At 64.2% G+C, this 25084-nt stretch carries 24 protein-coding genes and 1 pseudogene; 14 read left to right on the top strand and 11 right to left on the bottom strand.

All coding sequences use genetic code 11. From position 1 onward, the window contains the following. Positions 1–682: 682 nt before the first annotated feature. The gene (locus DLM46_RS23150; protein WP_115104233.1) at positions 683–1393 is read left to right on the top strand and encodes a pirin family protein; all 711 of its coding nucleotides are present in this window, start codon (positions 683–685) and stop codon (positions 1391–1393) included. 218 nt (positions 1394–1611) lie between these two features. Here the strand turns inward: DLM46_RS23150 and DLM46_RS23145 are convergent, their stop codons facing one another. After that, a complete protein-coding gene (locus DLM46_RS23145) occupies positions 1612–2139 on the bottom strand; it encodes a Spy/CpxP family protein refolding chaperone (protein WP_115104230.1) in 528 nt (175 codons plus the stop codon). A gap of 220 nt (positions 2140–2359) precedes the next feature. Between DLM46_RS23145 and DLM46_RS23140 the strand changes: the two genes are divergently transcribed. Further along, positions 2360–3085: a response regulator gene (locus DLM46_RS23140; protein ID WP_115104229.1), complete on the top strand. Its 726-nt coding sequence runs from the start codon at positions 2360–2362 to the stop codon at positions 3083–3085. After that, a complete protein-coding gene (locus DLM46_RS23135; protein WP_115104227.1) occupies positions 3069–4385 on the top strand; it encodes an ATP-binding protein in 1317 nt (438 codons plus the stop codon). The genes DLM46_RS23140 and DLM46_RS23135 overlap by 17 nt, the downstream gene beginning before the upstream one ends. Before the next feature lie 80 nt (positions 4386–4465). On the opposite strand, the gene DLM46_RS23130 is transcribed toward DLM46_RS23135, so the two are convergent. Together DLM46_RS23130 and DLM46_RS23125 are read right to left on the bottom strand one after the other, a co-directional pair. Further along, entirely contained in the window at positions 4466–4732 is a 267-nt protein-coding gene (locus DLM46_RS23130; RefSeq protein ID WP_115104224.1) for a hypothetical protein, read from the bottom strand. Between the two features lie 161 nt (positions 4733–4893). Then, complete coding sequence (locus DLM46_RS23125) at positions 4894–6585, bottom strand: sensor domain-containing diguanylate cyclase (protein WP_115104222.1); 1692 nt, start codon at positions 6583–6585, stop codon at positions 4894–4896. 710 nt (positions 6586–7295) lie between these two features. Between DLM46_RS23125 and DLM46_RS23120 the strand changes: the two genes are divergently transcribed. Continuing rightward, complete coding sequence (locus DLM46_RS23120) at positions 7296–9047, top strand: ABC transporter permease (protein WP_115104219.1); 1752 nt, start codon at positions 7296–7298, stop codon at positions 9045–9047. 19 nt (positions 9048–9066) lie between these two features. Further along, a complete protein-coding gene (locus DLM46_RS23115; RefSeq protein WP_115104217.1) occupies positions 9067–10413 on the top strand; it encodes an ABC transporter ATP-binding protein in 1347 nt (448 codons plus the stop codon). 60 nt (positions 10414–10473) lie between these two features. Here the strand turns inward: DLM46_RS23115 and DLM46_RS23110 are convergent, their stop codons facing one another. From DLM46_RS23110 to DLM46_RS23100, 3 genes are all read right to left on the bottom strand, one after another. Next, positions 10474–10989: a hypothetical protein gene (locus DLM46_RS23110; RefSeq protein ID WP_244306336.1), complete on the bottom strand. Its 516-nt coding sequence runs from the start codon at positions 10987–10989 to the stop codon at positions 10474–10476. 110 nt (positions 10990–11099) lie between these two features. Beyond that, on the bottom strand, positions 11100–11678 hold the full coding sequence (locus DLM46_RS23105) for a hypothetical protein (RefSeq protein ID WP_115104215.1): 579 nt from the start codon (positions 11676–11678) through the stop codon (positions 11100–11102). A 311-nt stretch (positions 11679–11989) separates the two neighbouring features. Then, complete coding sequence (locus DLM46_RS23100) at positions 11990–13048, bottom strand: sigma-54 interaction domain-containing protein (protein WP_115104213.1); 1059 nt, start codon at positions 13046–13048, stop codon at positions 11990–11992. Between the two features lie 342 nt (positions 13049–13390). On the opposite strand from DLM46_RS23100, the pseudogene DLM46_RS23095 reads away from it, so the two are divergent. The 6 genes and pseudogenes from DLM46_RS23095 to otsA form a co-directional block, all read left to right on the top strand. Next, a pseudogene (locus tag DLM46_RS23095) lies at positions 13391–13705 on the top strand (ElaB/YgaM/YqjD family protein); the annotation flags it as partial. 76 nt (positions 13706–13781) lie between these two features. Next, on the top strand, positions 13782–14048 hold the full coding sequence (locus DLM46_RS23090; protein WP_115104210.1) for a hypothetical protein: 267 nt from the start codon (positions 13782–13784) through the stop codon (positions 14046–14048). A 306-nt stretch (positions 14049–14354) separates the two neighbouring features. Next, positions 14355–15758: a sigma-54-dependent transcriptional regulator gene (locus DLM46_RS23085; RefSeq protein WP_115104208.1), complete on the top strand. Its 1404-nt coding sequence runs from the start codon at positions 14355–14357 to the stop codon at positions 15756–15758. Between the two features lie 134 nt (positions 15759–15892). Then, the gene (locus tag DLM46_RS23080) at positions 15893–16120 is read left to right on the top strand and encodes a hypothetical protein (RefSeq protein WP_115104206.1); all 228 of its coding nucleotides are present in this window, start codon (positions 15893–15895) and stop codon (positions 16118–16120) included. Between the two features lie 154 nt (positions 16121–16274). Continuing rightward, on the top strand, positions 16275–16487 hold the full coding sequence (locus DLM46_RS23075) for a hypothetical protein (protein WP_115104296.1): 213 nt from the start codon (positions 16275–16277) through the stop codon (positions 16485–16487). A gap of 214 nt (positions 16488–16701) precedes the next feature. Continuing rightward, positions 16702–18126, top strand: coding sequence for an alpha,alpha-trehalose-phosphate synthase (UDP-forming) (otsA, locus tag DLM46_RS23070; RefSeq protein WP_115104203.1), 1425 nt, complete (start codon positions 16702–16704; stop codon positions 18124–18126). A gap of 45 nt (positions 18127–18171) precedes the next feature. On the opposite strand, the gene DLM46_RS23065 is transcribed toward otsA, so the two are convergent. From DLM46_RS23065 to DLM46_RS23045, 5 genes are all read right to left on the bottom strand, one after another. Beyond that, the gene (locus tag DLM46_RS23065; RefSeq protein ID WP_115104201.1) at positions 18172–19605 is read right to left on the bottom strand and encodes an MFS transporter; all 1434 of its coding nucleotides are present in this window, start codon (positions 19603–19605) and stop codon (positions 18172–18174) included. A gap of 156 nt (positions 19606–19761) precedes the next feature. After that, the gene (locus DLM46_RS23060; protein WP_115104198.1) at positions 19762–20271 is read right to left on the bottom strand and encodes a YbhB/YbcL family Raf kinase inhibitor-like protein; all 510 of its coding nucleotides are present in this window, start codon (positions 20269–20271) and stop codon (positions 19762–19764) included. Between the two features lie 162 nt (positions 20272–20433). Further along, a complete protein-coding gene (locus tag DLM46_RS23055) occupies positions 20434–20880 on the bottom strand; it encodes a very short patch repair endonuclease (RefSeq protein ID WP_115104196.1) in 447 nt (148 codons plus the stop codon). Positions 20881–20918: 38 nt separating this feature from the next. Next, positions 20919–22202, bottom strand: a complete 1284-nt coding sequence (gene dcm, locus DLM46_RS23050) for a DNA (cytosine-5-)-methyltransferase (RefSeq protein ID WP_115104194.1) — start codon at positions 22200–22202, stop codon at positions 20919–20921. 268 nt (positions 22203–22470) lie between these two features. Beyond that, positions 22471–22809 carry a hypothetical protein gene (locus DLM46_RS23045; RefSeq protein ID WP_244306335.1) on the bottom strand — a complete coding sequence of 113 codons (339 nt, stop codon included), beginning with the start codon at positions 22807–22809 and terminating at the stop codon, positions 22471–22473. 232 nt (positions 22810–23041) lie between these two features. Here DLM46_RS23045 and DLM46_RS23040 point away from each other — a divergent pair, with 232 nt between their 5' ends. From DLM46_RS23040 to DLM46_RS23025, 3 genes are all read left to right on the top strand, one after another. Further along, complete coding sequence (locus tag DLM46_RS23040) at positions 23042–23263, top strand: hypothetical protein (protein ID WP_115104191.1); 222 nt, start codon at positions 23042–23044, stop codon at positions 23261–23263. A gap of 214 nt (positions 23264–23477) precedes the next feature. Further along, positions 23478–24182 (top strand): glutathione S-transferase C-terminal domain-containing protein, encoded by a 705-nt coding sequence (locus DLM46_RS23035; protein ID WP_115104189.1) that lies wholly within the window; start codon positions 23478–23480, stop codon positions 24180–24182. 478 nt (positions 24183–24660) lie between these two features. Beyond that, a complete protein-coding gene (locus DLM46_RS23025) occupies positions 24661–24987 on the top strand; it encodes a DUF4148 domain-containing protein (protein ID WP_115104183.1) in 327 nt (108 codons plus the stop codon). Positions 24988–25084 lie beyond the last annotated feature (97 nt).

Genomic DNA, 25084 nt, shown 5'->3' with positions numbered 1-25084 from the left:
CCTGGATCAAACTGATCGTCTTGTGGCTCGATCTCGACGACCGCCGGCTGGTGGCCAGCCGTCGCTATTCTAGGCGGTCAAAATTGTTGCGCCGCGTGTGGATGCCGCGCCGGAGCGGCGCATCGAGCGGCCGGTGCGTGAGGGCTGAGTCCCGCGGTGGTTCTCGCGCAGTTGTCTCCCGCTATCCACGGCTGTCTCTTCGCGCCCCCGCATGCCCGGGCATGCGCCCGTATGCCGGGCCCGCCGGCAAGCCCGCGCGCCGACCTTATCTCGAAAAGGGCGGTATTTTACCCGAACAGGGGCAGCGCGCCAGTGTGGAACCCGCAGGGCGGCGGGCAACTGGCGCAAATGCGTTGTGCATGCGCGACGCCGTTGTGCGTGGCCTGGTCCACGATAATTCGCCGTGGCTGACAATGGGCCGGCTTTCGTGTCCTGTGCCGGTCATCCTAGGGCCGGCAATCCGGGGGGGGGGCGGCAATCCGGGGGGGCGGCCGACGGGGAGTCCGCCCGCCGGAATCAGGCCGCCCGCGGGCGGGCAGGTCAGAAGCCGGTCAGGCCGTGCGCCACACCCGCGCCCGATTGCGTGGATTTGTGGAACGATCCGGTGCACCCACGCGGATTGTCTGGCGCGCGTCGTGCCCATACATTCTCGCCATCGTTATTTACCGACCAGGAGTACCCCATGATCGAGATTCGACGCTCCGACGAGCGTGGCCATGCCAATCACGGCTGGCTCGACTCGTATCACAGCTTCTCGTTTGCGGACTACCGCGATCCGCAACACGTGCATTTCGGACCGCTGCGGGTCATCAACGAGGATCGCATCGCCGGCGGCCAGGGCTTCGGCACGCACGGCCATCGCGACATGGAGATCGTCACCTACGTGCTCGACGGCGCGCTCTCGCACCGCGACAGCATGGGCAATGGTTCGACGATTCGTCACGGCGACGTGCAGCGGATGAGCGCCGGCACGGGCGTGATGCACAGCGAGTTCAATGCATCGCCGGACGAACCGTTGCACCTGCTGCAGATCTGGGTGATCCCGCAACGCGCGGGCGAGCAGCCCGGCTACGAAGAAAAACGCTTCGACGATGCCGACAAGCGCGGCCGTCTGCGCGTGGTCGCTTCGCCCGACGGCCGCGACGGTTCAGTGACGATTCACGCGGATGCGTCGATCTACGCGGCGCTGATCGATGGTACGGAGCAGGCTGAGTTTGCCTTGCCGAATGGTCGTCTTGCTTACGTGCATGTGGCAAGGGGCGCACTTACCGTGAACGGCGAAGCACTCGATGCCGGCGACGCGGCGAAGCTCGCCGACACCGACAAGGTGACGCTCGAAAAGGGTGATAACGCCGAAGTGCTGCTGTTCGACCTGGGTCCGCTGAACGGCTAGGCGGTCGAGCGGCTGAGCGGCTAACCCGAAGAGCGCGCGAGTGGATGCGCGGTTGAACGGGTGAGGCGGCTGAGCGCCCATGGCCGATGGTTGACGACGCGACTGGCGTATCGGCTTGCACGCCGCGCGCTCAGACAAAAACGCCACGGAAAACTTTCCGTGGCGTTTTTGCATTCACGCGGCGGCCGGCCGAAGCGGCTGTCCGCAGCGCGTGCCGCTTACTGATTGGCAGCCGGCGCGGACGCGGCGTCCTTTCGATTCTCCCAGCGCTCGCGCATCTTTTCGTGACGTGCTTCCATCTTGGCGAAGCGCTGTTTCAGCGCCGTGCTGACGGTGGTCTTCTGCTGGTCGTTCAGGCCGTTATAGAACTTGAGCCATGCGTCAGAAGTTTGCTGACGCAGTTGTGCGTCCTTCTGCTCGACTTGCTGATGCGCCGCGGCCATCGCGTTCAGGTCCAGAATCGGCTGCTGCTGCGCGGCCTTGAACTGGTTCTTGATCTGCTCGTGGTTGGCGCGCTGCGCTTCGTGGTTCTGCTTCATGGTGTCGAGCGCGGCTTGCCACTGCTTTTCCTGATCCGCGTTGAGGTTCAACTGGTTATGCAGCTGGGTCAGTTCCTTCATGAAGTGGCCATGCCAGCCGCCGTGTTCGCCGTGATCGGCAGGTTGCACGGCATAGGCGGCGCCCGCGCCGATGGCGAGAGCAGTAGCGGCGACGGCGAGAATGCGCGACAGTTTATTGGTGGACATGTAAAGCTCCTTGGAATGGAATAGCCGACGATGCAACCGGCAACAGAAGACGGCCTGCATTCGGTAAGACACAGCGTAGAGATGTGCGCCCGGCGCTGTGTTACGCCGCTGGATGCGGCTATTACGGAGCATTACGTGCGCCTTTCACCGTAACACCCGGTAACCCTTTGAGGGTCGGCCGGGGTCGGAAACCCACCCTCCTGCGCGTTAAACTTGAGCCATGGCTACTCAAATACTTGTTGTCGACGACGACGTCGAATTGCGCGATCTGCTGCGCGACTACCTGGCCCGTCAGGGCATCGAGGTTTCGGTGCTGCACGACGCCGGCTCGCTCGAGCGGCGGCTCGAACGCGAGCGCCCGGATCTGATCGTGCTCGATCTGATGATGCCGGGTGTCGACGGGCTGACCGCGCTGCGCAAGCTGCGCGCGTCGGGCGACGACATTCCCGTGATCATGCTCACCGCGCGTGCGGACGACGTCGACCGTATCGTCGGTCTGGAGCTCGGCGCGGACGATTACCTTGGCAAGCCGTTCAACCCGCGCGAGCTGCTGGCGCGCGTGCAGGCGGTATTGCGGCGGCGCCGCACGCTGCCGTCGGCGGCGGCGCCGGAGCAGCGCGAACCGTTCAACTTCGGCCGCTTCACGCTGGATTTCCAGTCGCGCACGCTGCATCTCGAAGACAAGCCGCTCACGCTGTCGGGCAGCGAATTCGCGCTGCTGAAGATTTTCGTCAATCACCCCATGCGCACGCTCACGCGCGAGCGCCTGCTCGAACTGCTGCACGGCCCGGAATACGACGGCACCGACCGCGGTATCGACGTGCAGGTGTGGCGCTTGCGCCGCATTCTCGAAACCGATCCGTCCACGCCGCGCTTCATTCAGACGGTGCGCGGGCGCGGCTACGTGTTCGTGCCGGACGGCGAACAGCATGCGCCGACCCATTGATTCACTGTTCGGACGGCTGGCGCTGCTAGTCGTCGCGGTGCTGCTGCTGTCGCATTTCGCGTGGTACGCGCTGATGCGCCTCGAGCGCAGCCAGCTGCAAGTGCGCTACGCGGTCGAGGAGGCCACCTTCCTCGTCGACGCGGTGCGCCAGCACGTCGCGCATACGCCGGACCAGCCGTTGCCGTCGCGCGTGAGGCTGGTCGATCCGGCCAGCCCGGACGTGCCGCCAGCTCCCGCGAACCTGCCGGCGCCGCTCGAACGTTTCATCGACGACGTGCGTGACCGCATGCCGTCAGGCACCCTGGTGCGGATCGGCCAGCCGGGCCATCCGCCCACGCTGTGGGTGCGCGCCGTCTCGGATCGCAACTGGATTGTCGTGCCGGTGCAGCCGTTGCGCACGCCGCGTTCGCTCGACCGTACGGTGCTGTGGCTCGCGACCATCTTTTCCTTCGCGGTGATGGCGGCGCTATTTGCCGCATGGGCGTTGCAGCAGCCGTTGCGTTCGCTCGCCCAGGCGGTGGCGCGGTTCGGCCGCGGCCTGCCGGTACCGCCGGTGCCCGAGCGCGGCCCGCGCGAATTGCGTCAACTGACGCATGGCTTCAACCAGATGGTTCAGGAAGTCGCCCGTACCGAGAACGACCGCGCCGTGATGCTGGCCGGCGTCGCGCACGACCTGAAAACACCGCTCGCACGCTTGCGGCTGCGCGCCGAGATGATGGACGAGGTGAAGATGCGCGACGGCGTGGTGCGCGACGTCGATTCGATGACGCATATCGTCGAGCAGTTTCTGGTGTTCGCTCACGACGGCGCCGATCGCGGCGAGGCCGTCGAGGTGGATACGCAGTGCGAGCGCGTGGTGCGCAGCTATCGCGCGGTGGCGTCCGGTGCGCCGACCGTGCAGACCGAACTCGAAGCCGGGCCCGGTTTCCTGCTGCCTGCCGCCACGCTCGACCGGATTCTGTCGAACCTGCTCGACAACGCGCACGCGTACGGTGCGCCGCCGATCGTCGTCGCCACGGCGCGCACGCCTCAGGGTTTCACGCTGTCGGTGCGCGACAACGGCAGCGGCATCGCCGCGCAGGATCTGATCAACGCGAGCCGTCCGTTCGTGCGGCTCGATCCGGCGCGCGGCGGCAACGGCCATAGCGGTCTGGGGCTGGCGATCGTCGAACGGCTGGTGCGGCGTGCGGGCGGAGAGTGGGAGATCGGCAACCACGAGGGACGTGGCTTGCGGATTTTGATGAGCTTTCCGTTCGAGTCGGCGCCGCGTGTCGCCGCGGCATCGGAAAGTGCGTGGTAGGTCGGGGGTGAGGGTGGCCGCGCCCGCCCCTTGCGTATAGTCGGAGCGCGCGCCTGAGCAGTTCGGCAAGCGCAGTGGCGCTAGTCTGAAAACAGTGTGTTCAGCGCATTCGCCGCCTCGTTATCCACCGTGTTCCACGTCACGGTTTCGGCTTCGAAGATGTAGTGTGTGGTGTATTTGCCGAGACGCGCGAGTATCTCTTCCTGAATCAGTTCCGGCGCGACGTCCAATTTCAGATACCACGCGGTCGACGACAGGCGTGTCTGAAATGCGCCGTATTCGGCCAGCAAGTGGTCGAACGCGTCAGCATCGTGATCGCGGCACACGATGACCAGATTTCCCTTCATGCGAATCTCCCGTTAGAGCGGTAGCGGCAACCTCAATAGCAGGGTTGATGATACCTGCTTCGTCACGGTATGCCGAAGGCTGGCTCTTGCGGGGTCTTGCGTTACGTCATCTGGATTCCGGATGCGCGCGCGAAAGCGTTCCGTTGCGCATCGATTTGTTGTTACCAGGCGTTGGCGACAGTGCGAGCCGGCGGCGCGGTGTCGTCGGGCGGGAGCGCTTCGGTGCGGTCGCGGCCGCCGGTCTTTGCCGCGTACAGCGCGAGGTCGGCGCGGCTCATGATCCGCTCGGGCAAATCGTCGGGTGAGAGTTCGGTGATGCCGATGCTGACGCTCAGGCCCACCGAGGCAGGCAGCTTCGGCGAAGGAACCGCCTTCAGGCGCAGGCGCAGCCGTTCCACCACGTCGCGGCCGCCGGCGAGGCCGGTGGCCGGCAGCAGCAGGCCGAATTCTTCACCGCCGAGCCGGCCGACCGCATCGGCGCCGCGCAATTCGGCGCGGCAGGTGTCGACGAAATGTTCGAGCGCACGGTCGCCGGCGGCGTGGCCGAAGCGGTCGTTGATCTGCTTGAAGTGGTCGAGGTCGGCGATCGCCATGCACAGCGGCTCGTTGTTCGCATGCGCGCGGTCGATCTCGCGGCTCAGCAGATCGAGAAAATAGCGCCGCGACAGTGCGCCGGTCAGCGCGTCGTGGCGCGCCTCGGCCGACAGCAGCGTATTGGCCGATTGCAATTGCTCAGCCAGGTCGCGCGTGGCGCGATGGTGGCGCCGCTCGCGCACATACGACACGGTAATCACCCACGCCAGCGCGACCGTGCCGGCGAGCGTCAGAAACACCAGCAGATGATCGCGCGTGTGATTGCGCAGCAATTCAGGCCAGGCCGCGAGCGGGTCCACCAGATGGGCCGACAGCCCCGAGTTCAATCCGCCGCGCGCCTGGTAAAGCGACGGCAAGGGCCGCTCGGTCATGCCGAACAGTTGTGCGGCGATTGCGGTGGGCACCCACGGCGCCTGCTCGCGCACCTGCGGGGCGACCTGAATCCGTACGTCGGGGAACGCGTCGCGGTGATAGGTGGTCTGGCGTTCGGCCGCGCTCATGTGCTGGATCCGCGAGTCCGGTAGCGCGTGGCCTTCGAGCGCGCTGTTGTGCGCCATGATGATGACGCCGTTCTCGTCGGCAACGAAGGTGCCGGCGTGCGCGACCCAGTGACGCAACCGCGCGATCCCCACCTTGGCGACTACCACCCCGACCAGCAGGCCATCGGCGTAGACCGGCGCCGCGATGAAGATGCCCGGCTCGCCGCTCACGCGGCCGACGCCGTAGGCTTCCGAGAACGCGCCGAGCAGCGCGTTGGTCAGATAACTGCGCGTGCGCATGTCGGCGCCGACCAACGATTGCTCTCCGGCAAGCGGGTTGTGGATCGAGTTGCTCGACGCGACGCAGATGCCGTTGGCGTTGACCAGCCAGATCTGGTCGAGTCCGGAGAAGCCTTGCGCGTCGTGCAGAAAGTCGCTGACAGCGGCCATCTGCGGGTCTTTTAGCAACGCGGCGCGCTGGGCGGGTTCCGCCGCTGCGTCGTTCGCGGCATAATTCTGCGATTTTGACAGCGCGTGCTGCACCACGTCCATCTCGGCCATGGTTGCCGGAAGGGCCCGCGACATCGCGAGGTCGCTGGCGATCACCTCGGCCATGTTGTCGACGATCGACGTGGATATTTGTCGCTGCACGTGCAAGGCCGCGTCCAGCTCTTGCTGTACCATCCGGTCCGCGACCATGCCGGCCACGAACCAGCAAACGAGCACGATCAACACTAAGCTGACCGGTCCGGTTGCCTGGCGCAAGGTTGTCCTGTTCATCGACCCTCTGATCCGTCTGGCTGTGGCATGCAACAAGCTCGTTCGTGGCAGCGCGCAGGCGCTGATTCGTCGTAGTGGAAAATCGGGTGGCGGGGTGCCGTGGCGGCCCGGGATGAACCACGAACATGCGCCACGAACATGTGCGTCGTTTCCCGATTTTAACCGTCGTGAGACCAGACGCCACCGTTATTGCGGGGATGCGAAGCACGCTCGCCTAGCCCATCAGGTTCTTAACGGCAGCGTGTCGGGTTTCTGAATGGTTGCGCGGGTTTTCCGGATGACGCGGGGCGATGCCTCACGGATCCGCGGCAGGCCCTCGGGGTGGCTGGCGCGCGACGATAAACGACCGCGGTATGGCTTGCCGGTGACGGGCGAGATTCGTTGCCGGGAATTTGCCGCTATTTACCGCGAAAGGTTGTGCCTGAAACATAGGATGGTGTAGTGTCGTGCCGTCCAAAACAAGGAAAGCTCGCCAGCCTACGGGCGGCGCCTGCGACGACAGGGGTCCGGCGTCATGGTAACGGTCCCGGGCGGCTCGCCCGCGGACCCGTCCGTCACCGGTCCACGTGTCTCCAACGCTAACGATTTACCGCGCACACGCGTTTTGCCATGCCTGATTTCCGCTTTCCGGACCGATCTTCAGACCGCCGCGCAGAAGGCGCGGCTTCCTTTGTGCGTTCGAACACCTGTATCAACGGGGAGGGCGTCTGATGGATTTCAGTTTCGAACTGAAGCGCACTGCCAATGCTTCCGCCTGGCGGGTGTTGCCCAATCGCTGGGACTTCGTCGCCTTTCCCCTGATTATCTGCATCCTTGCGATGGCGGCGATCGGCTTTCACGAGACGCTGGCGCCGATGGCGACGCTAAAGACTCAGGCGATCTCGCTCGACCCGTCGAACCTGCCTGAATATGCGATGCGCACTACGCTGCGCATGCTCGCGGCCATGGTCGCGTCGCTGATCTTCACGCTGGTGTACGGCACGCTCGCCGCCAAGAGCCGCCGCGCCGGCATGGTGCTGGTGCCGATTCTCGACATCCTGCAATCGGTGCCGGTGCTCGGCTACATTTCGTTTACGGTCACGTTCTTTATCGCACTGTTCCCGGGCCGCGTGCTCGGCGCCGAACTGGCGGCGATCTTCGCGATCTTCACGAGCCAGGCGTGGAACATGACGTTCAGCTTCTATCAGTCGCTGCGCACGGTGCCGCGCGATCTGGACGAAGTCTCGCGCGGCTTTCATCTGACGTCATGGCAGCGTTTCTGGAAGCTCGAAGTGCCGTTCTCGATGCCCGGGCTCATCTGGAACATGATGATGTCGATGTCGGGCGGCTGGTTCTTCGTGGTCGCCTCGGAAGCCATCACGGTCGGCAACAACACGATCACGCTGCCGGGGATCGGCGCGTTTCTGGCGCAGGCGATCTCCGAGAAGAATCTGCACGCGATCGGCTGGGTGATTCTCGCGATGACCGTCGTGATTCTCGCCTACGACCAGTTCCTGTTCCGCCCGCTGGTCGCATGGGCCGACAAATTCCGCATGGAAACCACCAGTTCGGGCAATGCGCCGGAATCGTGGCTGCTCGACCTGATTCGCCGCACGCGCCTGATTCACCGTTTGCTGGTGCCGCTCGGCTGGATGTTCGCGAAGGCCGCGCGCATGCCGTTCCGGCTGCCGGCGATTCACGCGCCGCGCTTCCAGATTCCGCAGCGCGAGAAATCCTCGCGTATCGGCGACATCGTGTGGGCGGCGCTGGTGCTGGTCGCCACCGTCTATGTGGTGTACCGCGTGTTCATCTATGTGCGCACCGGCGTCTCGCTCGACGAAGTCGGCCACGTGGTCGTGCTTGGACTCATCACGCTGCTGCGCGTGGTGCTGCTGATCGCGATCGCCTCGGTGGTCTGGGTGCCGATCGGCGTGCTGATCGGGCTGCGTCCGGCGCTCGCGGAGAAGATCCAGCCGCTCGCGCAGTTCCTTGCCGCGTTCCCGGCCAACTTGCTGTTCCCGGTGTTCGTCATCGTGATCGTGGGCTTTCATCTGAACCCGGACATCTGGCTGTCGCCGCTGATCGTGCTCGGCACCCAGTGGTATATCCTGTTCAACGTGATTGCCGGCGCCAGTTCGTATCCGAACGACTACCGCGAGGCTGCCAAGAATTTCCATATCCGCGGCTGGCAATGGTGGCGCCAGGCGATGCTGCCGGGCATCTTCCCTTATTACGTGACGGGCGCGATCACCGCGTCGGGCGGCGCGTGGAACGCGAGTATCGTCGCGGAGTTCGTGCAGTGGGGCGACACGAAGGTGGCCGCGCATGGCTTGGGCGCGTATATCGCACAAACCACCGCGGCGGGCGACTATCCGAAGATCATTCTGGGCATCGCTGTGATGTCCCTGTTCGTGACCCTGTTCAACCGCCTGCTTTGGCGTCCGATGTACGCCTACGCCGAAGCCAAGCTCCGGCTCGATTGAGAAATGAAGGCAAAACGCGATGCAAAATCCTAAAGCTGCTATGACCGCCGCGCCGATCCAGACCCCGCCGATGCCGCCGCGCCTCGGTGAAGAGATCTTGCGCGTCAAGGACGTGTGCCGCGGTTTCAACAAGTCGCAGGGCGAGCTGCTTGTCCTCGACGATGCGAATCTGTCGTTGCGCGAGGGCGAGATCGTGGGTTTGCTGGGCCGTTCGGGCTCGGGCAAGTCGACGCTGTTGCGTATCATCGCCGGTCTGATCGAGCCGACCGACGGCGAAGTCACCTACATGGGCAAGCCGCTCGACGGGCCGGCCAAGGGCGTCGCGATGGTGTTTCAGACCTTCGCGCTGTTCCCGTGGCTGACCGTGCTGCAGAACGTGGAGGCGGGTCTCGAAGCGCAGGGCGTCGCCGCACGCGAGCGGCGCGAACGCGCGCTCGCCGCGATCGACCTGATCGGTCTCGACGGTTTCGAAAACGCCTATCCGCGCGAGTTGTCGGGCGGCATGCGCCAGCGCGTCGGCTTTGCGCGCGCGCTGGTGGTCGACCCCACACTGCTCCTGATGGACGAGCCGTTCTCCGCGCTCGACGTGCTGACCGCCGAAACGCTGCGTACCGACCTGCTCGATCTGTGGACGCAAGGCCGCATGCCGATCAAAGCGGTGCTGATCGTCACGCACAACATCGAGGAAGCGGTGTTCATGTGCGACCGAATCCTGGTGCTGTCGTCGAATCCGGGCCGTGTGATCGCCGAGATCAAGGTGCCGTTCAAGCATCCGCGCAACCGTCTCGACCCGGCGTTCCGCCGCCTGGTGGACGAGATCTACGCGAAGATGACCGCGCGCCAGACCGACGAGAAAACCAAGAAGGGGCTCGAACTGCACAGCTGGCTGCCGCATGTGTCGACCAACCTGATGGCCGGTCTGATCGAAACGCTGGCCGCCGCGCCGTACCACGGCCGCGCCGACATGCCGGAAATCGCCCGCTCGCTGCATCTGGAGGTGGACGATCTGTTCCCGGTCGCGGAAGTGCTGCAACACCTGGGTTTCGCCGACGTGCGCGAAGGCGATATCTTCCTGACCCCGCCGGCGCGCGTCTTCGCCGAGTTCGGTACGCAGGAGCGCAAGATGATGTTCGCCGAGCATCTGCTGCGGCACGTGCCGCTGGCGGCCCGAATCAAGAAGGTGCTGAACGAACGGCCGGGGCATCGGGCGCCGCGGGTGCGCTTCGAGCAGGAACTGGAGGATTTCCTGTCGGACAGCGCCGCGGAAGAGACGCTCGACGCGGTGATCAACTGGGGCCGTTATGGCGAGATCTTCTCTTACAACGACCAGACCGAAATTTTCAGTCTGGAAGACGTGGAGTCTTAAGTTCGGTCAAGGCGATTAAGACGCTTCAGGCAAAGCGGCAGGGGAGACCCTGCCGCTTTTTTATTGCAGATTGCCCCAGCGTTCGACCGCCGGTTCCGCGGACGCCCACTTCCAGCCTTTGTCCTGCTGGCACGCGCTGCCGGTGTACCAGGCTTCGTGCGCGTTCGGTCCGTCGCCGTCCTCGACCGAAAACACGAACTCCTTGCATAGCGTCAGCGCCGAAGCGAATGCGCGTGTCACACGCACCTTGCCGTGGCCGTTCTCGATCGGCAGCGTGTGCTTGACCGACCAGGGCCGCGTCTCGCCGACCGGCATCGCGCCCGCCAGGGCGGCGATCATGTTCTGCTGATCGGTGTGCAGGGTGCGCATGTAGCGGCCGATGGCTTCGTCGGTGGCGGCCTGCACGGCGATGCCGACGCCGATGCCCACGGCCGGATTGGTGGTCACGAGACCCGAGGCGACGCCGGCCGCCGCGCCGCTCGCCGCACCGACCGACGAGCAGCCGCTCGTCAGCAGGCCGGCGCTCACACAGAGTGCACTGGCTAGCGCCAGACGCAGGCGGGTACCGGAATGCACAGGAGGCACCGAACGTGGAATCAAACGTGGAATCAGGCGCGGGACCAAACGCGGGACCAAACGCGGGACCACACGCGGGACCACACGCGGGACCGAACGCGAAAGCGCCTTCATTGCAGCGCGCCCCAGCGTTCGGTGGCGGGTTCAGCCGACGCCCACTTCCAGTTGTCGCCGTCGCGGCAGATCGATGCGACATAGAACGTGCTGCTCGCGGGCACATTTTGGGTGGCGGTCTGATCGACCGAGAAGACGATTTCCTTGCAGTCGAGCGCGCCGCTGCTGATCGTGCGGCTGACAGTGACGCGGCCATGTTCGTCGTCTTCGATCGGCATGGAGTGGGTCACGCTCCACGGCGCGACGGCGCCGACTTCGAGCGGCCCGGCGATTTTCGCGATGCCGTCCTGGGTATTCTTGTGGACCACCCGCTCCGAGTACTGCACGCCGGCGCGGGCTGCGGCCACCGCGCCGAGACCGATGCCGGTGGCGACCGCCGCATTGTGGGTGACCTTCGACGCGAGCGCGGCGCCGCCGATACCGGCACCGGCAGTGGCGCCTTCCGAGTAGAGCGACCCACAGCCGCTCAACGCCGACGAGATCGCCATCGCCAGCGCGACAAGCGCCGCTGCATTGGAGCGCCCGCGTTTGCCCGTTGGTTTTGCCCGGTTGGCCCGCACCCTACTTGTTTGCATTTTTCTGTCTCTGCTTCTGCCGGCGCCCTTCATTGACGTTCAACGCGACTGGGTGAACGAACAGCGCGCCGATTTCATCGTTGCGATACGCGCTGCCGCATTTTGCAGGATGCTATTTGTAATTGGCAGAGGGAAAGTGCAAGCAATTGCAAAAGATGATGCGGGTCAAATCGGTTTCTGTTGAGCGGATGCCAATTTGCCTGGTGGTGCGAAGGGATTGCTGGCGGGAGGACAAGCCGGGAAATTGAGCGTGGATGTGGACAGCGGAGACGCGCTCACGCGAACCTGGCGCGCGAGCGGGATGCCACAGCCTATTGTTCGGTTTCTTCTTCCGCAGCTTCGCCGCCGTAGGCGCTCAAGCGGTTGTACAGCGTTTTCAGACTGACGCCGAGCGCCTTGGCCGCACGCCGTTTGTCGCCGCCGCAATATTTCAGCGTGCCGAGAATGATCTGCTTCTGCGCATCGGCGAGCGGCGTGCCGATCCACACGCTCATCGCATTGCCCTGGGTGACGGGCTTTTTCACGCGCGCCGCGAGATGCGGATGCGGCAGCTCGACCGTCTTCTCCGCGAGAATGAATGCCCGATAGACGGCGTTCTTCAACTCACGCACGTTGCCCGGCCACGACCACGTGCGCAGTGTTTCGATCGACCGTTTGCTGAAGCTCTTGTTCGTGCTTTCCTGCTGGTTCAGCAAGGCGAGAAAGTGTTGCGCGAGCAGTTCGCGATCGCCTTCGCGCTCGCGCAGCGGCGGCGCGCGCAACGGAAAAACGGCGAGACGGTACATGAGATCTTCACGCAATCCGTTTTCCTTGACGGCCACCGCGGGGTCGCGATTGGTTGCGGCGATCACGCGCACGTCGCCGTGAATCAGTTCGTTGCCGCCGACCCGATAGAACGTGCCGGTCTCGAGCGCGCGCAGCAGCTTGACCTGGCGGACCGGCGCCAGCTCGGTAATTTCGTCGAGGAACAGTGTGCCGCCGTTCGCATGTTCGAAGTAGCCGACGCGGCCCTGGACCGCGCCCGTGAAACTGCCTCTCTCGTGGCCGAACAATTCGGCTTCGATCAGCTCATCGGGAATCGCGCCGCAGTTGACCGCGACGAACGGTGCTTCCTTGCGGCTGCTTTGATCGTGAATCGTGCGGGCGATCAACTCCTTGCCGGTGCCCGATTCGCCGATGATCAGCGCGGTCGCGTCGGTGCTGGCGACGCGCGCGATCTGCTCGTACAGATCGAGCATCACCGGCGAGGAGCCGTACAGCAGCCCATACGATTTCAGTCCCGCGATACCGTCCGCGACGCGCTGCTTGGCCTGTGCCGAAGCCTTGCCGCCGGCGGAGACGGTGGGCGAGTCCAGCTCGGTTGACGCCATAAACGGGGAGCCCTGTGCAAATGTAGTTCGTTGTTGCGGCGCGCAGGCCTATAACGAGATATTGGCCCGCAAGGTCAATATCTCATAAAAGTCGATTTAACCACTTCGACGGCGCTTGCGGCAATCGGCGTGGCGGGTGGTGAAATACATCGATGAGCGGTCGGTCGAAAGTGCTGGAACGGGCGGAAACGCGGTTCGCGAGCGGCAAATTTACCGGGAACGATGTTTGCGACTGGCGCCTGGCACGCATCCGTTTCCGACGTATTGCGCCGGCTATCGACGCCCTCTGACAGCTCGCCGGACACGATTCGCGAACGCAGAACCCGGACATGGGAGTGAATGATGACTGACACCACGCAACAGCTTGCACTCGGCGGCCAGAGGATCGTCCAGGATCTGCAAGTGCTGCTGAAGGACTCGGAGGAAATGCTGCGGCTCGCCGCCAACGTGCCGGGCGAAGGCGTCAGCGCGCTGCGCGATCGCCTCGGAACGCACGTCGAGAGTTTGCAGTCAGCGCTCGGCGACGCGCAACAGAGCGCGCGACGGGGCTATCGGGCCGCGACCGTCAACGCCGAGCGATACGTGCGGCACAACCCGTGGCAGTCGGTCGGCATCGCCGCGGGGGTGGGTTTCCTGATCGGCGTACTGGCCGCGCGCCAAGGCCCAGCCGCTCCAGGCCGATCTGCTTCACTACGAGCTTCACGACAGGCTTCACGATGAAAAGGAGTTCACGATGGCACGACCTAAAATTGCCATTTTTGGCGCGCTGATGGGTGTCGGTGGTTGGCTGGCCCTGCGCTATGTGAAGAAAAACCGTGCTTCGCAGGTTTCGGCGGCGCGCGAATTGAGCCGCTGGGAGGATGAGGGCGGCACGGTGGCCACCCCGCCTACCCCGGCCGGCAGTGTCGAGACGGAGGGTGTCAATCCGGCTACTCATGGCGCCAATGGCTCGGAGCATCCGAACGGCAACGGCGGCGCATGGCCATTTCCGCGCAGCTGAACGCCGCTGCTTGAACCGCATCGCCGGGGCACCGCAACCTGCTGTGCGATGGTCGGATGCGGTGCTGCTTTGTCTCGATAACGCCGTATAATAGACAAATTCACAACAATTATGCGTTGTGGCCTAGGCTCTCTCCATATATTGTTGCGATATTGAGTTAAGTCGAAGGCTTGGCGCTTTTGCCGTAAAGTTGGCGTGTGCTCACATCCGGGCGCGTCGCAGCCAGGCGAAAGGGCGCCGGCCGGCTTTTTTGGGCATGCGGTTCAGCATGTTTCCCCATTCACGCTTTCGGGCTTTTGAGACGCGATGCCACACGTACTGATTGTCGACGACGACTCCGGTACCCGCGAGGCGCTTTCCGCCATCATCGGGGAAGACGGCCTCACCACCGCTACCGCGGGTGATTTGCGCGAGGCGCGTATTCAACTGGTCCGGCAGATGCCGGACGTCGTGTTTACCGACCTGAAGCTGCCCGACGGCAGCGGCGTCGACCTGTTCGAAGACCTCGATCCGCGTTCGGGCGTCGAGGTGATCGTGATTACCGGCCACGCCACGGTGGAGTCGGCGGTGAACGCGCTGAAGATGGGCGCGACCGACTACCTGGTGAAGCCGATCAACATGCAGCGCGTGAAGGCGATCCTGTCGCGCCTGCCGCGCCCCGGCGATCTCAAGGCGGAAATCGGCACGCTGCGCGGCGAGTTGCGCCGCATGGGCCGCTTCGGTCTGATGCTCGGCAATTCGCCGGCCATGCAGGAGGTGTACGACCAGATCGGCCGTGTCGCGCCGACGGCGGCCTCGGTGATGCTCGTGGGCGAGTCGGGCACGGGTAAGGAGGTCGCCGCGCAGACGCTGCACCAGCTCAGCCTGCGCCGTAAGCATGCGTTCCTCGCGGTGAACTGCGGCGCGATTTCGCCGAACCTGATCGAGTCGGAAATGTTCGGCCACGAGCGTGGCTCGTTCACCGGCGCGGACCGGCAGCACAAGGGTTATTTCGAACGGGCGAACGGCGGCACGCTGTTTCTCGACGAAATCACCGAAATGCCGATCGAGTTGCAGGTCAAGCTGCTGCGTGTGCTGGAAACCGGCATGTTCATGCGCGTCGGCACGACCAGGGAAATCGAAACCGACGTGCGTCTGATCGCCGCGACCAATCGCGATCCGGAGCAGGCCGTGCTGGAAGGCAAGCTGCGTCTGGATCTGTACCATCGCCTGAACGTGTTCCCGATTAGCCTGCCGCCTTTGCGCGACCGGGGCAAGGACGTGGAGCTGCTTGCCCAGTCCTTCCTCGACGAACTCAACGAGCATCACGCTACGAAGAAGCATTTCCCCGCCGCGGTGAAGGAGATGCTGTTGTCTTACCCTTGGCCGGGCAACGTGCGCGAACTGAAGAACTATGTGCAGCGCGCGCACATCATGTCGGCTGCCGATTCGGACAGCACTGCAACGGTGCCGTTGCAGATCACGTTGTCCAAGCCCGCGGCCGGCACGGCGATCACGATTCCGTTCGGCACGTCGCTCGCCGAAGCGGATCGTCAGCTGATACTCGCGACCCTCGAACAATGCGGCGGCGTGAAAACGCGCGCGGCTGAGATTCTCGGCATCAGTCTGAAGACGCTGTACAACCGTCTGGTCGAGTACGGCAACGACGCGCGTGAAGAAGGCGACGCCGGCACGGACGAAGCGCGCGCCTTGGGCGGCGCCGACGCTTAAAGCGCTACGCCCAACGCACTACGCCCGACGCACCACGCCCGCGTACGACGTGCGCGCCGTCTCGCCAGGAGCGCGTCGATTCCGGCACAGACCTTGCAGCGATTCAATCGAACGCGAAAACGAGGATCACCGACATGCCGGAATATGCCGCCGCTCCTGTGCTTCCCGCGCTTGCTCTTGCGAAGCACGCTCACCGTCCCGAGCCGGTCGAGCCGCCGTTCACTCCTGATGAGCCCGACACGCCCCCCACGCCGACTCCAGATCCGTTCGAACCGGTTGCACCGCCGATCGGCGATCCGCCGCCGCAGCCGACTCAAGCACCGCAAGCCGCCAGGCTGCGGCAGCAACGCGTGCAACTCTGACAGGCTTTGTGCGCGACGCCACATACCGGCGCAGCGATTTTATGTACTTGTTACAAAGCCGGCGCATCTTTTACCGGCAATTTGGCTTCGTGACCCCTAGACTATATTGATGCCGCGTTGTTTCGGCGGCGGCCTTCCCTTGGAGGCGGCAATCATGAGACATCCCGCACTGCGACGTTCCGCGCGCCACTCGAAGCGCGATTCCCGGCCGTCCAGCAGCAATAGTGTTCCGTCGGCGACGCCGGATCCGGCCGCGCAGAACCGCGTCGCGCCGAACGCCCCGCCGGACGGCGAGCACAATCAGGGCGGCGTGCGTTCGGAAGGTCTGGAATATCAGCGCGATCTAGGCTCGGAGCAGGACGCCTGAAGCACGCCTGACGCGGGCGGTTGCAGGCTTCCGGGTTAGTCGTACAAAGCAGAAAAAATTTCTTCGCGGTGCTATGGTGTCGCGCGTTTTTGCTCGCCCTTCGCATTTGCATACATTTTGATTTCTGTTGTCTCTCAAAACGGCACGCGACTTGCGTGTACCGGCCTGGCATCTATCCGTATGCAACGAAACAACTGACTGAGGTGGAGCACCAATGAGCAGACTGGTCGTGGTATCGAATCGTGTCGCGCCGACCCAGGAAGGGCGTCCCGCAGCGGGCGGGCTCGCGATCGGCGTGCTGGACGCGCTGAAGGAAACCGGCGGAGTCTGGTTCGGCTGGAGCGGCGAGACGGTGGCTGAACCGTGCGATCCAGTGATCGAAAAGCAGGGCAATGTCACGTACGCAACGGTGGGTCTCACCAAGCGCGATTATGACCAGTACTACCGAGGCTTTTCGAACGCGACACTGTGGCCGACGTTCCACTATCGCAATGACCTGTCGCGTTACGACCGGCAGGAATACGCGGGCTATCAGCGCGTCAACGCGACGCTCGCCAGGCAGCTCAATGAGCTGCTGGCGCCAGGCGACATCATCTGGGTGCACGACTATCACCTGCTGCCGTTCGCGCGCTGTCTGCGCGATCTCGGTGTGAAGAATCCAATCGGCTTTTTCCTGCATATTCCGTTTCCGGTGGCCGAAGTGCTCCGGACGATTCCGCCGCACGAAGAGCTGCTCAAGGCCATGTGCAGCTACGACGTGATAGGTTTCCAGACCGATGCGGACCGCCAGTCGTTCGTCGACTATATCGAGCGCGGCCAGCATGGGACATCGAGCGAAGACGGCATGGTGCACGCCTATAACCGCTTCCTCAAAGTCGGCGCCTACCCGATCGGCATCTACCCCGATGCGATCGCCAGGGCGGCGGAGCAGTTCACCGACCGCAAGCCGGTGCGCAGCCTGCGCGACGGCATGCGCGGGCGCAAGCTGATCATGAGCGTCGACCGGCTCGATTATTCGAAGGGGCTGGTGGAGCGCTTCCAGGCGTTCGAGCGCTTGCTGCTGAATGCGCCTGGCTGGCACGGGCGCGTGTCGCTGGTGCAGATCGCGCCGCCGACTCGCGCCGACGTGCAGACCTACCAGCGGATTCGTCAGACGCTCGAGGGCGAGGCGGGGCGCATCAACGGCCGTTTCGCGCAACTCGACTGGACGCCGATCCAGTACCTGAACCGCAAGTACGAGCGCAATCTGTTGATGGCGCTGTTCCGCCAATCGCAGGTCGGCTATGTGACGCCGCTGCGCGACGGGATGAATCTGGTCGCCAAGGAATACGTCGCCTCGCAGGATCCGGCCGATCCGGGTGTGCTGGTGCTGTCGCAATTCGCGGGTGCGGCCGAGCAGTTGCCGGGCGCGCTGGTCGTCAATCCGTTCGATCTGTCGCAGATGGCCGAGGCGCTGGAGCGCGCGCTGTCGATGCCGCTTGCCGAGCGGCAGGCGCGTCACGCCGACATGATGGCGCCGATGCGCGAGAGCAATCTGTCGGTCTGGCGCGATACCTTCCTCGCCGACTTGCGCAATGTCGCAACCGCTTCTTCGGTGACGGCCAAAGCGGTGAAGCTCGCTGACGTGACGGCAACCTAGCCGGATCGAGGGCGGCCGCGCGGGTTTGCTGAAGCGCCAGCACGCTCACGCGCGCTGTACGACCCGCAACGTGCTGACCAAGGCGGCGACTGCCGAGAAGCACGCGGCGACATACAACGCGACGATCGGCCCATGCTGCGGCGCGACGCCGAAAATCAGCGCGACCAGCGCCGCGCCGAGCGTCTGTCCTGTCAGCCGCGCGGTGCCGAGCATGCCGCTCGCACCGCCGCTGCGTTCGCGCGGCGCGGCCGACAGCATGGTCCGGTTGTTCGGCGACTGGAAAATGCCGAAGCCCGCGCCGCACAGCGCCATGCGCCACGCGATCTGCACCGGTTCGGGGTGCGCGCCGAGCGTGGCGAGCAGCAGCAGGCCGGCCGTCAGCGCAACGAGCCCGATGCCGCCGAGCCAGCCCGCCGATATCTTGTCCGCCAGCACGCCCGACAACGGCGCCGCCACGACGATCACGAGCGGCCAGGGCGTCATCAGCAAACCGGTTTGCACTTGCGACAAACCGAGTGTGTCCTGAAACAGAAACGGCAGCGAGACGAACGCCAGCATCTGCGCGCAGAACGAACAGACCGACGTGCCGATCGACAGCGCAAACACCGGAATCCTCAGCAAATCGATCGGCAGCAGCGGGGCGGCCTGCGTCAACTGACGGCGCACGAAGAAGTAGCCGATCACGAGCGCGCCGAACGCTTCGAACGCGACGTAGCCGAGGCGCTCGCCGTGGCCCAGGCCGTCGACGGCGAAGATCAGCAGGCCGAACACGAACGCGTTCATTACCGCGCTCAGGTAGTCGTACGGCGAATCGTGGCCGGGGTTCAGCGGCAGCGCCTTGAATCCGCCGACAACCGCCGCGATGCCGATCGGCACATTGATCGCGAACAGCCACGGCCACGAGGCGACGGCGAGCACGCCGGAGGCGACCGTCGGCCCGACCGCGGACGATATGGCGACCACCATCGCGTTGATCGCGACGCCGCGCCCGAGTTGCGTGGGCGGATAGATCATGCGCACGAGTGCCGTGTTGACGCTCATGATGCCCGCCGCGCCGAAGCCCTGGACGACGCGCGCGAGCGCAAGCGCCGGCAGCGACGCGGACAGCGCGCAACCGAGCGAGGAGACGGTGAACAGGATCAGCCCGAACAGATAGACGCGCCGGTAGCCGATGCGGTCGCCGAGCGACGCGAGCGGCAGCAGCGAGATCGTGACCGCGAGCTGGTACGCGTTGATGACCCAGATCGAGCCGGCTGCGCTCGCATGCAGATTGCGCGCGATGGTGGGAAGGGCCACGTTGGCGATCGCGCTGTCGAGGACCGCCAGCGTGAGAGCGAGCGCGATAACCAGCATCGCCCAGTAGCGTTGCGGAACCGGCAAGCCCTGCTCGGCGGGTTCAGTTGGCAATGCGTCGGGTGCGGGAGGCTCTGCGGCGGAGGCCGGAAGTGCACCGTCCGTGCGGGATGGTTGTGCGTGCATCGTTCTTTTGATTTGCCGGGGTGGCTCCGGGGCGGCTCCGGGGCGGCTCTTTAATCACAGGATGAGCCACGCGCGTCGCTTGCCACGTCGGGAGGAACACCGGCGGCAGCGACGATGCCGGTACTGAACAGGTAGACAGGCATCGCGTCTCGCGCGTTATTTGAGTTCGTACAGTCCGGTATGCGTGGTCGAGTCGATTTCGTTCAGATGCGTCATGAAGCGGGCGACCGCGTTAGTGGTCTCTGCGGTGATCGGCAGAAGCGGCACCTTCAGCGCGTGCAGGCGGAAGATGTAGCGATGCGTTCTGTCGCCGCGCGGCGGTGCGGCGCCGCCGAAGCCGACCGTGCCGTAGTCGTTGCGCACTTGCAGCGCGCCCTGCGGCAGCAACGAGCCGTCTGCCTTGCCGGCGTTGCGCGGCAGCGAACGGGCGTCGGCCGGAATGTTGACGACGACCCAGTGCCAGAAGCCGCTGCCGGTTGGCGCGTCGGGATCGTGGACGGTGAGTGCGAAGCTTTGAGTGTCGGCCGGCGGTGCCTCCCACTGCAGCGCGGGCGAGATGTTCCCGCCTTCGCCGTCGACGCCGAATGCCTTGTCGTCGAATTCGTGGGCTTTCGGCATGAAGCCATTGGTGGGGAACGCGTCGGACCAGAGGCGGAAATCAGCCATCGTATGCCTCCCTTCAAGGTGGTTCTGGAGATGGTCGGGGCGCGGTTTCATGCTGCCGGCGTATCGCCGTATCGACCCGCAAAAAATCCCCCGGGTGAGCCAATCGAGTGTATCACCGGCGGCCTTCGGATTCGCTCGAGCCCGGCAGGCGACAAGCGGCTTTCAGCCGCGTTCTTCGAAGCTCGGTGCGTCGCTGCGCAACCACTCCACGAGCCGCTGCAACACGCCCTCGATATCGCGATTGGCGCCGCGCAGCGCGCACTCCCACACCACCGCGACGCGCCAGCCGCTCGCTAGCAAGGCTTGCTGGACCTTGTCGTCGTTGCTGCGGTTGCGGCCGATCTTGTCGCGCCAGAACTCGGGCCGGGTTTGCGGCCACTTGAACAGATGGCAGTCGTGGCCGTGCCAAAAACAGCCGTGCACCAGCACGACGGCGCGGTAGCGCGGCAGCACGATGTCCGGGCGGCCCGGCAGATCGCGGGCGTCGAGCCGGAAGCGAAAACCCTGACCGTGCAGGAGGCTGCGGATCAGGATTTCGGGTTTCGTATTGCGGCCGCGGATGCCGGACATCATCCGGCTGCGCGTCGCACTATCGACGATATCGACCATCGTAAGAGACTCGGGTTGCTGTCCTCGATAGCTTAGGCTTATAGCGAGAGGGTTTGAGTCGAACCGCGCTGATGGCGTGTCCCCTCGGCGAGCAGGGTTTGCACATGCGGCAGCATGATGCGCGCGACTTCCCGCATCACCGGCATCACGACGCTGTTGCCGAACTGGCGGTAAGCCTGCGTGTCGCTGACGGGAATCCGGAACGTGTCGGGAAAGCCCATCAGCCGCGCGCACTCGCGTGGCGTGAGACGCCGTGGGCGCGACTGCTCGCCTTGATAGACCAGAATCTCCGAGCCGTCCTTGTGATAGCGCGCCGACAGCGTGCGCGCGACGCTGTCCGGATAAGCCATGCCGAAGCCGAAGCCGTTACCCGCCGCGCGATGTTTCGCCGCGTAGTTTTGCAGATAGGTCCACAGGTTCGGGGTGAGCGTGTACTTCGGTTGAACGCGCCGGGTGGCGTGATCGAAGAAACGATCGTGGTCCCACGGCAAGTCCGGTTCGCTGCCGTCGGTGCGGTGCAGGATCGAGCCCAGACGCGGGCCGTGTTCCGGCAGATGCAGATCGTCCCACGAGAAGGACGTCCTGCCGCGAAAGCCGACGATGATGATCCGCTCGCGATGTTGCGGCGTGAAGTGCTGGCCGTCGACCACGCGGTAATGCACCTCATAGCCGAGCTCTTCGCGCAGGGTTTGCAGGATCACGTCGAAGGTGCGGCCCTTGTCGTGCGAGAGCAGATTTTTCACGTTCTCCAGCAGGAACGCGGCGGGGCGCTTCGCCGCGATGATCCGCGCGACGTCGAAAAACAGCGTGCCTTGTGTCGTGCACTCGAAACCGTGCGGCCGGCCGAGCGCGTTTTTCTTGCTGACGCCGGCAATCGAAAACGGCTGGCACGGGAAGCCGCCGAGCAGCACGTCGTGGCTCGGCACATTTTCGGCGGGGAACGAGACAATGTCGCCGATCAGCGTGTGATCGGCGTCGGCGGGGTAGTTCTCGCGATAGGTCCTGGTGGAAAAATCGTTCCACTCGCTCGTGAAGACGCAGGCGCCGCCGTGCGCCTCGAAACCCATGCGAATGCCGCCGATGCCGGCGAACAGATCGATGAAGCGGAAACTGGGTTCGCCGTGGGCCGCACCGGCCCCGGCTCGAGCGCCGGTATGCAGCAAGTCGCGCAAAGCCGGTTCGAGCATGGCTGGACACGGTGTTTCGCCTTTCTCCCAGCGGCGCACCGTCTTGATGTCTTTGCCGACGTACGCGGCGATTTCGCGTTGAGTGAAGCGGGTGCGCGCCTGCTTGAGCAGTTCGAGCGGTGCGGCGAGGGTCACGGGTGTCCTTGCTGGGAATTTTTGCGGACATTATGACCCAAGGTCGTCCCATTTTTCCTGTTTTCGCGGACGATGGGCAGAAAATATTCGGCGTTCGACGGGCGGGTTTTTGGAAATGGGCAAATGTCACAATTGGCCGTATAGGCTTATGTCGTGACGCGAATTCCCCGCGTTGCGACGTGTTGTGGCCGCGGCTTTGTTCGCGGCCTTTTTTTATGCGCTGGAAGTGCTGGAAGTGGTGGCGGGCGAGGGCGCCGCCGAGCGGACTTCAGATCTGGCCGCTGGCCGGTGACGATGTATTCCCTGCGTGGGTGGCAGACGGCAAATCATGCTGCGGCGCCATTGCTTCCCGCGCCGGCTCGGTGGCCAACGAGTCGAACTCATCGATTTGCAGCAACAGGCTATCGACTGCGCACAGCTGGGCGTGAGACAGATTGCCCGCGTCGAGCAACTGATACAGGCGCTTGCGCCAGTAGGCGCACGGCAAAATCGGTCCACCGAGGTCGCCGCGTAACGAAGGCCGCATCACGCGCGCAATGTGCGCGATGTCCTGATCGATCAGCGCCGCTTGGGATGACCCCGTCGGCGTAATGAGTGTGCGGTCCATAGCGCTGTTACGGCAGGTTGCGGCGGGACTTTAGGCCTTTTTAAAAAAATATTTTCGCGGCAGCTTCAACGGGGGAAACCGTTGTTGCAAGCCGCAAGCCGCAAGCCGCAAGCCGCAAGCCGCAAGCCGCAAGCCGCAGATCGCAGGCCGCGCTCGCCTGGGAGTAACCCGGGTTCGGCGCCGTGTACCGCGCTCTGCCCTTAGACTTGGCGCATCCAACAGGAGGTGCGCCATGACACCCGAAAAAGCGCTTTCGATGTTCGAACGACAGTACCTGGAAGGCAAAGCGCCCGTCGATCTCGAAGCCACCTGCGCGAATTTCGCCACCTGGCTGGCGACAGCGTGGGAACAACTCGACGGCGAGCAGAGGACGCTCTTGACGACCGTCGGTGCGGCCTTGTGGCGCGAAGGATATGACCTGCGCGCCGGCACCGCGACCAAGGATTTGTGGTGAACCCTTGAGCGCTGCCTCGCGTGGCCACACTCGCAGTGGGGTGTTGCGAGGCGGCGTCGCACGCGTTGTGCTGAGTCGGTTTATATTTGGCGGTCCCGCTTTCGGGGCCAGCTGTTCGGTCCGCGGTCCAGCCCGCAGTTCGGCCCGCGGTTCGGCCCCATTGCCAATTTCCGATTTCCAGCCGCAGCGCTCGCACAAGGGTTAAATCACTACCATGACCGAACTATCCGCGTTCCCCATCACGAAGAAGTGGCCTGCTGAACATCCGGAGCGGCTTCAGCTCTACTCGCTGCCGACGCCGAATGGCGTGAAGGTGTCGATCATGCTCGAAGAGATCGGTTTGCCGTATGAACCGCATCTCGTGCGTTTCGATACGAGCGATCAGATGACGCCCGAGTTCATGTCGCTGAATCCGAACAACAAGATTCCGGCCATCATCGATCCGCACGGCCCCGACGGCAAGCCGTTGCCCTTGTTCGAATCCGGCGCGATCCTGATTTATCTCGCGGACAAGAGCGGCCGGCTGATTCCGAAGGATGCTGCGGGCCGCTATGAAGCGATCCAATGGGTGATGTTCCAGATGGGCGGAATCGGCCCGATGTTCGGCCAGCTGGGCTTCTTCCACAAGTTCGCCGGCAAGGATTATGAAGACAAGCGGCCGCGCGACCGCTATGTCGCGGAGTCGAAGCGTTTGCTCGGCGTGCTGGAGCAGCGGCTCGACGGACGCGACTGGATTATGGGTGACACGTACTCGATCGCCGATATCGCGACCTTTCCGTGGGTGCGCAACCTGATCGGTTTCTATGAGGCGGGGGATCTGGTCGAGATCGCGGATTTCCCGAATGTGCGGCGGGCGCTGGCTGCGTTCGTCGCGCGTCCCGCGGTGGCGAAGGGGCTGGAGATTCCGAAGCGCGCCTGATTTTTCGAGGTGGCCGGGGTCGGCGATGCTCGCCTGCGTGGCGAGCCAGTTCCTGGCAACCCGGGCACATCCGCGAGGGCGCTGCGTTTCGGTCAATGCTGCCCGGCGTTCAGCAGCAACCAGACTTGTCGAGGGACGGGGCCCGCGACGATGCGCGCAAACGCGGCGCCGCAGCGGATGCAAGTGAAGTGTTGCTCGGCTTGAGCGTCCTTCACTGCTCCGGCGGCGTTCAGTGTCAGGTTGTCGTGTGGCTCGACTGTCGACGGCTGTCCGTAGAGTTCCGCGCACGGCGCGCAGGGTTGTATCCAGAGTTCCATTGTCTTGAGCAGGTTAGGTCGTACGATTGTCGCGTTTGCAGCAACAGTGATTTCATGAGTTAGGTATTTACCCTAGATTGGGCCCCTCCTAGACTACGTCCATGGGTTGCAGGCAAGCAGGTCTGTAGCGCCACACAAAACAATCTCTGGAGGTAGTAATCATGAAATCGCTCATCAAGGCTGTTGCTGTTGCTCTGGTTCTCGCCGCTCCGGTCGCATCGTTCGCGCAATCGAACGGGCCTGTGACGCGTGCCCAGGTTCGTGCCGAGCTGGTCCAGATCGAAAAGGCCGGTTACCGGCCCGCTGCCGGTAAAGATCCGTACTACCCGGGAGATATCCAGGCCGCTGAAGCACGGGTCGCTGCACAAAATGGTAACGCGCAAACGAGCGGTTATGGTTCGGCTACAAGCGGGTCGGCGCAATCAGGCAGCCGGACCGAGACGACCGTGAGTTCGTATTCGGCGCCGGTGGTCTACATCGGTCGCTAATCGAGTAGGTGGCGACCGTAGGCAAAATTGACAGTGACAAAAAAGCCCCGTGGCGCAAGGCGCACGGGGCTTTTTTTGCAAATTTGGGTGATGCTGG

Origin of the sequence: Paraburkholderia lacunae (assembly GCF_003353175.1) — a bacterium.
GTDB lineage: Bacteria > Pseudomonadota > Gammaproteobacteria > Burkholderiales > Burkholderiaceae > Paraburkholderia > Paraburkholderia lacunae.
Note: the sequence above shows the minus strand (reverse complement) of the source record. Positions and strands in the feature narration are given on the sequence as shown.

Excerpts from the sequence above, each read along its gene's own strand:
- DLM46_RS23150 (WP_115104233.1), top strand. The coding sequence starts at position 683 with ATGATCGAGATTCGACGCTCCGACGAGCGTGGCCATGCCAATCACGGC.
- DLM46_RS23145 (WP_115104230.1), bottom strand. The coding sequence starts at position 2,139 with ATGTCCACCAATAAACTGTCGCGCATTCTCGCCGTCGCCGCTACTGCT.
- DLM46_RS23140 (WP_115104229.1), top strand. The coding sequence starts at position 2,360 with ATGGCTACTCAAATACTTGTTGTCGACGACGACGTCGAATTGCGCGAT.
- DLM46_RS23135 (WP_115104227.1), top strand. The coding sequence starts at position 3,069 with ATGCGCCGACCCATTGATTCACTGTTCGGACGGCTGGCGCTGCTAGTC.
- DLM46_RS23130 (WP_115104224.1), bottom strand. The coding sequence starts at position 4,732 with ATGAAGGGAAATCTGGTCATCGTGTGCCGCGATCACGATGCTGACGCG.
- DLM46_RS23125 (WP_115104222.1), bottom strand. The coding sequence starts at position 6,585 with ATGAACAGGACAACCTTGCGCCAGGCAACCGGACCGGTCAGCTTAGTG.
- DLM46_RS23120 (WP_115104219.1), top strand. The coding sequence starts at position 7,296 with ATGGATTTCAGTTTCGAACTGAAGCGCACTGCCAATGCTTCCGCCTGG.
- DLM46_RS23115 (WP_115104217.1), top strand. The coding sequence starts at position 9,067 with ATGCAAAATCCTAAAGCTGCTATGACCGCCGCGCCGATCCAGACCCCG.
- DLM46_RS23105 (WP_115104215.1), bottom strand. The coding sequence starts at position 11,678 with ATGCAAACAAGTAGGGTGCGGGCCAACCGGGCAAAACCAACGGGCAAA.
- DLM46_RS23100 (WP_115104213.1), bottom strand. The coding sequence starts at position 13,048 with ATGGCGTCAACCGAGCTGGACTCGCCCACCGTCTCCGCCGGCGGCAAG.
- DLM46_RS23090 (WP_115104210.1), top strand. The coding sequence starts at position 13,782 with ATGGCACGACCTAAAATTGCCATTTTTGGCGCGCTGATGGGTGTCGGT.
- DLM46_RS23085 (WP_115104208.1), top strand. The coding sequence starts at position 14,355 with ATGCCACACGTACTGATTGTCGACGACGACTCCGGTACCCGCGAGGCG.
- DLM46_RS23080 (WP_115104206.1), top strand. The coding sequence starts at position 15,893 with ATGCCGGAATATGCCGCCGCTCCTGTGCTTCCCGCGCTTGCTCTTGCG.
- DLM46_RS23075 (WP_115104296.1), top strand. The coding sequence starts at position 16,275 with ATGAGACATCCCGCACTGCGACGTTCCGCGCGCCACTCGAAGCGCGAT.
- otsA (WP_115104203.1), top strand. The coding sequence starts at position 16,702 with ATGAGCAGACTGGTCGTGGTATCGAATCGTGTCGCGCCGACCCAGGAA.
- DLM46_RS23065 (WP_115104201.1), bottom strand. The coding sequence starts at position 19,605 with ATGCACGCACAACCATCCCGCACGGACGGTGCACTTCCGGCCTCCGCC.
- DLM46_RS23060 (WP_115104198.1), bottom strand. The coding sequence starts at position 20,271 with ATGGCTGATTTCCGCCTCTGGTCCGACGCGTTCCCCACCAATGGCTTC.
- DLM46_RS23055 (WP_115104196.1), bottom strand. The coding sequence starts at position 20,880 with ATGGTCGATATCGTCGATAGTGCGACGCGCAGCCGGATGATGTCCGGC.
- DLM46_RS23045 (WP_244306335.1), bottom strand. The coding sequence starts at position 22,809 with ATGGACCGCACACTCATTACGCCGACGGGGTCATCCCAAGCGGCGCTG.
- DLM46_RS23040 (WP_115104191.1), top strand. The coding sequence starts at position 23,042 with ATGACACCCGAAAAAGCGCTTTCGATGTTCGAACGACAGTACCTGGAA.
- DLM46_RS23035 (WP_115104189.1), top strand. The coding sequence starts at position 23,478 with ATGACCGAACTATCCGCGTTCCCCATCACGAAGAAGTGGCCTGCTGAA.
- DLM46_RS23025 (WP_115104183.1), top strand. The coding sequence starts at position 24,661 with ATGAAATCGCTCATCAAGGCTGTTGCTGTTGCTCTGGTTCTCGCCGCT.